Below are 6,525 nucleotides of genomic sequence, written 5' to 3'. Positions count from 1 at the left end.
CGTTGCCACGGGGAGTGCGGGTCACAGAAGTAGACCTGCACCCCTGTGTCGACGGTGAACTGGGCATGCCCGGACATCTCCCGTCCCTGATCCCAGGTGATCGAACGCCGAAGCGCAGCAGGTAATTCCATGATCTTCGCGGTCATCGCCTCGGCGACCTGGGTAGCGGAATGACCGCACGGYAGATGCAACAGCAACACCAGATGCAACAGCAACACCAGCCGTGTGGTGCGTTCGACCAACGTCCCGATCGAGGATCCGCCGTTCTTGCCGATGATCAAATCGCCTTCCCAATGCCCGGGGACGCTGCGATCCTCAATTTCGGCGGGACGTTCGGCGATGTTGATCATKCCGGCGATCTTCGAGCGTGRWTCGCGATGCTTCTTGTGCCCGTACCTGCGTGTACGGCCGGTCCGAAGATGGCTGGCCAGCTCCTTCTTCAAACCGCCCCTGCCCAGCACGAACAGTGTCTGGTAGATCGTCTCGTGCGACACGTGCATCTCCGGATCGTCTGGAAAGTCGATCTTCAGACTATGCGCGATCTGCTCGGGAGAATGATCCTTCTCGAGCCGCGCCCGCACCTCGGCTGCCAACCGAGGATTCGATTCCAGCTTCGAAATCTTGGGCCGTTTCGCCGATGCCTGCGCCTGCCGGTGGGCCGCGTTGGCGCCGTAACGTCCTCGATATAGCTTGTGGCGCTYAAGTTCTCGGCTGACGGTGGAGGTGGCGCGGCCGAGGGCTTTCGCCACCGCGGTCATCGTCCACCCGTCGCCGATGTAGTCGGCGATGAACTCGCGCTCGGTCAACGACAGGAAGCGGCCCGACGGTAGCGGTGTCGCCCGGGGACGAACACCGCCACGATCCTGCACCCACCGGTGACCGGTCATCTCCGCCATACCGATCACCTCGGCGGCCTCTTTCACCGTCGAGCCCCAACCCAACAGAACCCAGAACAGCATCCGCACCTCATGGGTGTACACCGGACGTCCCATCGCAACCATCCCTCAATGATCAGGCACGTTGCGATGACTGCTTGAGACCGCCACCTCGGCGGCCTCTTTCACCGTCGAGCCCCAACCCAACAGAACCCAGAACAGCATCCGCACCTCATGGGTGTACACCGGACGTCCCATCGCAACCATCCCTCAATGATCAGGCACGTTGCGATGACTGCTTGAGACCGCCGTATAGCCCTCTGTACATTCGCACTCACAGGTGCGGCAGCACCTTGTCCACGGTGATCGGGAAATCTCGCACCCGCACACCCGTCGCATGGTAGACGGCGTTGCCGATCGCCGCCGGTGAGCCGACGATACCGATCTCCCCGATCCCCTTGCCGCCCATCGGATTCAGCTCGTCGTCGTTCTCCTCGACCCAGATCGCGTCGATGTCGGGCGTGTCCGCGCACACCGGCACGTGATACTCGGCGAGGTCGTGGTTGGAGAAGCCGCCGAACTCGCGATCGGTGTTGCCCACCTCCATCAGCGCCATCCCGAGCCCGAACGTCATCCCGCCGATCAGCTGCGATCGCGCCAACCTCGGATTCATCACCCGCCCGATCCCGTACACGCCGAGCATGCGCCTCACCCTCACCTCACCGGTGTCGACGTCGACCTCCACCTCGGCGAAGTGTGCGCCGAACGCCATGCGCGCCAGCTCTTTCTGCTCTTCCAGGTCGTCGGAGGTGTCGACGGACACCTCGGCAGGCCCTGTCGCGTCGGCGATCGGCCCTACCTGTTCGACGAGCGTCCTGCACGCCTTGGTGACGGCCCAACCCCACGACGAGGTTCCCGAAGAACCGCCTGCACCAGGGGCTTTCGGCAGCGCGCTGTCACCGAGCTTCAGCTCGACACGATCGGCGGATACGTCGAGCGCATCGGCGGCGATCTGCCGCAGCACCGTCCGCGCTCCGGTACCGATGTCCGACGCGGCCACGGACACCGTGATCGAGCCGTCCTCACCCAGCGACGCCGACGCCGACGACGGACTGATCAGCACGGGGTAACTCGCCGTGGCGACACCCATCCCGATCAGTGTGCGGCCGTCGCGTCGGTGACCGGGGCGAGGGTCGCGCTCGGACCACCCGAATCGCTCGGCACCGGTACGAAGACACTCGACGAGGCTGCGCGACGAGAATCGGTTGCCGCTCGCGGGATCGACATCGGGTTCGTTCAGGATTCTCAATTCGATCGGGTCGATGCCGACGGCGTAGGACAACTCGTCGATCGCCGTCTCCTGCGCGAGCATTCCGGGCGCCTCCCCCGGCGCGCGCATCCACCGCGGCGTCGGAACGTCCAGGACGGCCAACCGATGCGTCGTACGACGGTTCGGCGACGCGTAGATGTGGCGCGACGACTCGGACGTCTGTTCACAGAACTCGAACACATGCGACGTCTGCTGGTACGAGTCATGCACGAGCGCGGTGAGTTTGCCGTTCTCGTCGGCACCGAGGCGGAAACGGTTGATCGTCGGTGTGCGGTATCCGACGAGATCGAACAGCGACTGCCGCGGCAGTGCGAGCTTGATCTTTCGTCCGGTCGCACGGGCCGCCATCGCCGCCAACACCGCGTTGGGCCTCGTGCTGCCCTTGGAGCCGAAACCGCCGCCGACGTTCTCGGACACGACCCGCACGGCCGAGGAATCGAGACCGAAGAGAGTCGCCAGATCGCCCTGCACACCGGACGGCGCCTGCGTCGAATCCCACACGGTCAGAACGGCGTTCGACCACTCGGCAGTAGTTGCGTGTGGTTCCATCGGATTGTTGTGATTGGCAGCCGTCGAATACCACCGGTCGACGACATGAGCCGCCGACGCCAGCGCCGCATCCGGGTCTCCTTCGGTCACGTCCGTCGGAAATCCTGCGTTGACCGACTCCGGCGCGAACAGCGACGGATGCTCCGCCGACAGACCGTTGTCCGGCGTCTGCTCGTCCGCGTACGTAACCTGGACGCGTTTCGCTGCATCCCACGCCGCTTCCAGCGAGTCGGCGACGACGATTGCCACCACCTGACCGCGGTAGAACACCCGATCCGATTGCAGCACAGCGAGTTCGCCGTCCTCGATCTCACCGAGCTTCTCCGCGTTGCGGTGCCAGAGCAGGGTGACGGCATCGTCGGCTCGCACGTCGACGACCCTGCCCGTGGGTATCGTCGCGGGCACGATGGCGCAGTAAGCCGTGGCCGCGTCGACCGGTTGGTCGACTGCGTACCGCGCAGCACCGGTGACCTTGGCGATGCTCTCGGTGCGCGCGAGGGGCTGACCGATGGCTGCCGTGCTCATACCGATGCCTCCCTGCGGGTCAGTTCGGTCAACGCCTCGGTCACGAGATTGCGAACCAACGGGATCTTGAACGTGTTGTCGCGCAACGGATGTGCCGCCTTCAATTCGAGATCGATGGCCTCTCTGAACACCTCGTGCCTGGCGAGGCGCCCCAGCAGATCCCCCTCGGCCGTGTATGCACGCCACGGCTTGTGCGCAACACCGCCGAGCGCGATGCGCGCCTCGGTCACCTGGCCGTCCTCCACCCGCAACACCGCCGCGACGGACGCCAGCGCGAACGCATACGACGCCCGGTCGCGCACTTTGCGGTACATCGACATCGTGCCTGGGGGAAGCGCGGGGATGCGAAGTCCGGTCACGATCTCGTCGTGTTCGATCCTGGTGTCCTTCTGCGGCGTATCGCCGGGCAGGCGGTAGAGCTCGCCGATCGGAACCGTGCGTGTCCCACCGGGTCCCGCGACGACGACGACTGCATCGAGCGCCGTGAGCGCGACCGCCATGTCGGAGGGGTGCGTCGCAACGCAGTGTTCCGACGCCCCGAGAATGGCGAGGTTGCGATGTTCACCCTCGATTGCAGGACAACCGGATCCGGGCTCACGCTTGTTGCACGGCTTGCTCGCGTCCATGAAGTAGACGCAACGGGTGCGCTGGAACAGGTTGCCGCCAGTCGTGGCCATGTTGCGGAGCTGGCCCGACGCGCCGGACAGCAACGCTCGCGACAGCACCGGATAACGGCTGCGCACAACGGGATGCACAGCCAGATCGCTGTTGGTGACCGCAGCACCGACGTGCAGACAACCGTCGTCGGCGACGTCGATCTCGGTCAGCGGCAGGCGTGACACGTCGACGAGCGAGGACGGCTGCGTCGCACCGAGTTTCATCAGATCGACGAGGTTCGTTCCGCCGCCGAGAAGAGAGGCGCCCGGGTCGGCAGCGAGTCGGGCTATGGCGTCGTCGACATCGGTTGCGACGTCGTAGGCGAACGTCCTCATCGGCCTGCCTCCAGCACCGCCGGAATGATGTTCGCGTAGGCGCCGCATCGGCAGAGGTTGCCGCTCATGCGTTCGCGGACCTCGTCGCGATCGAGTTCGACGTCGGCCTCGGGCGGGTCGTCGGTGACCGCGCTGGGCCACCCCTGTTTGGCTTCTTCGAGCATGCCGACGGCGGAGCAGATCTGTCCCGACGTGCAGTAGCCACACTGGAACGCGTCGTTGTCGATGAAGGCCTGCTGGACCGGGTGAAGAACATCTCCGTCGGCGAGATCCTCGACGGTGGTGATGTCGCGGCCCTGGTACCCGATCGCCAAGGCGAGGCAACTGTTGATGCGCCTGCCGTCGACCAGGACCGTGCACGCGCCGCACTGTCCGTGATCGCAGCCCTTCTTGGCGCCGATGAGGTCGAGGTGTTCGCGGAGTGCATCGAGCAGCGTGGTCCGCACGTCGCAGTCGATGTCGTGGTCGGCGCCGTTCACGCGGAGTGTGACTCTGCTCATGGCCGCTCGGTTACCCTGCGCCTGGGCCGTCAAACGTTCAAACGCCCTGCGGCCCAACGAAGGTTAGGGTATCCAAAAGATTACCCGTGCGCGCGAATGTATAGCCCGCTATACATTCGCGCGCACATGGGGGCTCAGGTGAAGGCCACGACCTCCTCGCCCCACGCCCGCCGGAGCTCGTAGTCCGGATCGTCGACCTCCCGGTCCTGCTTGTCGATCAACAGTGTCGTCCGTGCGGTCTCGTCGTACCTCGTCCACGGCTCGCGGCCGTGCGCGAAGTCGATCCACCGCTGCTGCATGCGCCGTGCGACGGTCTGCGCAGCTCTGCGACCGCCGAGTTTGTACGTCGGATCCTTCGGAATGACACCGAAGTTGCCGAACACGTACGGCACCTCGGTACCGTGCGTCGCGCCGATTCCGGTCAGCCTGAACAGCGGCGATGCATGGTCGAACCGATAGACGTACGTCGGAGCGACCCGGCTGTGCGCCTCCGCGATCCACAAGGTCGGCATGCGGAACGCCGCGTCGCGGGAGATCTCCATCGCCGTCCTCTTCGAAGGATAGTGCGGGTACGCGAGCGCGATCTCGGCCTCCTCGTCCTCCGGCAACTGTGGGTGATCAGCGGCGATGGCCTGGAACATCTCGTGAATCTTGTCGGGTGTGATCGGCATCAACGGCGACTTCATCAACTTGAATAGCGACGCTTCGTCCCGGTTGGTCCCGATCAGCAGAGGCACCTGCACCTGCCTCCCCTTCTGGAACGACGCCACCGGATAGTGCGGCACGATGTCGCCGTCCACGGTCGGTGCCACCGCCAACGTTCCGGGCACCTTCGACGGAATGTCCCGAACCAGCTCGGCGCCGACCCTAACGAAGTCGTCGACGGACAGCTCACGCAGCCGGTCCGCCTTCACCTCGGCCAGTTCGAGAAAACGCTCCGCGATCGACGACGCTCGCGCTGCGCCGTAGACCGACGTCGCAGGCGAGCTCTCCGCGATCGCACGATGAAACAAACCGTCGGCAGCAGGCGACGTCAGCAGGGTCGTGACGGCGCCGCCCCCTGCGGATTCACCGAACAGCGTCACGTTCGACGGGTCGCCGCCAAATGCACCGATGTTGTCGCGCACCCATTCGAGCGCAGCGATCTGGTCACGGAGACCCAGGTTCGTGTCGAAGTCCCCGAACGACGAGAAGTCCAGGAAACCCAGCGCCCCGAGGCGGTAGTTGATCGTCACGAGTACGACGCCGCCCTGCCGAACCAGGTTGCGGCCGTCGAACATACGTTGCGCAGACGACCCGATGAAGTACGCACCGCCGTGAATCCACACCATGACCGGAAGCCCGCTCGCGCTCTTGCCCACCGGGTCATTCCGCAGGCTCCACTCCCGCTCCGGTGCCCAGACGTTGAGGGTCAGACAGTCCTCCCCGAGCGTCAATCCCGGATCGATCGGCATCGGACCGTGCGCGCTCTGCGGCGCGATGTGTCCGAACTCGGTCGCCGCCCGCACGCCCGTCCACGGTTCCGGCGGCCGAGGTGCCCGCAATCGGAGATCACCGACGGGCGGTGCCGCGTAGGGCACTCCCTTCCACACGACGATGCCGTCGTCGACGACGCCTTCCACCTGGCCGTACCGAGTCTGCGCGATCACCGTGCAATCATGCGTCACGGACGAGATCCACGCGGGGTGTTGAGGTTCGCCTTTTTCACGAGCGAACTACCGGTGACTTCGCAGAACGACCGGAGGACGATGGAA

The 6,525-nt window shown here is 65.2% G+C and carries 5 protein-coding genes; all 5 read right to left on the bottom strand.

The window, feature by feature from the left end:
- A partial coding sequence (locus A3K89_RS17280) for an IS30 family transposase (protein WP_442978240.1) occupies positions 1 to 992 on the bottom strand: 992 nt, incomplete at its 3' end.
- A 217-nt stretch (positions 993 to 1,209) separates the two neighbouring features.
- Positions 1,210 to 3,279, bottom strand: a complete 2,070-nt coding sequence (locus tag A3K89_RS17275) for a xanthine dehydrogenase family protein molybdopterin-binding subunit (protein ID WP_068428256.1) — start codon at positions 3,277 to 3,279, stop codon at positions 1,210 to 1,212.
- Positions 3,276 to 4,271, bottom strand: a complete 996-nt coding sequence (locus tag A3K89_RS17270; protein ID WP_068428253.1) for an FAD binding domain-containing protein — start codon at positions 4,269 to 4,271, stop codon at positions 3,276 to 3,278. The genes A3K89_RS17275 and A3K89_RS17270 overlap by 4 nt, the downstream gene beginning before the upstream one ends.
- Positions 4,268 to 4,771 (bottom strand): 2Fe-2S iron-sulfur cluster-binding protein, encoded by a 504-nt coding sequence (locus A3K89_RS17265; protein ID WP_068428247.1) that lies wholly within the window; start codon positions 4,769 to 4,771, stop codon positions 4,268 to 4,270. The genes A3K89_RS17270 and A3K89_RS17265 overlap by 4 nt, the downstream gene beginning before the upstream one ends.
- A 134-nt stretch (positions 4,772 to 4,905) precedes the next feature.
- Positions 4,906 to 6,420, bottom strand: coding sequence for a carboxylesterase/lipase family protein (locus tag A3K89_RS17260; protein ID WP_068428244.1), 1,515 nt, complete (start codon positions 6,418 to 6,420; stop codon positions 4,906 to 4,908).
- Positions 6,421 to 6,525: the final 105 nt, after the last annotated feature.

The sequence above is a fragment of the Rhodococcoides kyotonense genome (assembly GCF_001645385.1).
In the GTDB taxonomy this organism is placed as follows: domain Bacteria; phylum Actinomycetota; class Actinomycetes; order Mycobacteriales; family Mycobacteriaceae; genus Rhodococcoides; species Rhodococcoides kyotonensis_B.
The sequence above is the reverse complement of the archived record's forward strand: the minus strand, read 5'-3'. Positions and strand labels throughout refer to the sequence as shown.

Coding starts and splice junctions, on each gene's coding strand:
- A3K89_RS17270 (WP_068428253.1), bottom strand. CDS start 4,271: ATGAGGACGTTCGCCTACGACGTCGCAACCGATGTCGACGACGCCATA.
- A3K89_RS17265 (WP_068428247.1), bottom strand. CDS start 4,771: ATGAGCAGAGTCACACTCCGCGTGAACGGCGCCGACCACGACATCGAC.
- A3K89_RS17275 (WP_068428256.1), bottom strand. CDS start 3,279: ATGAGCACGGCAGCCATCGGTCAGCCCCTCGCGCGCACCGAGAGCATC.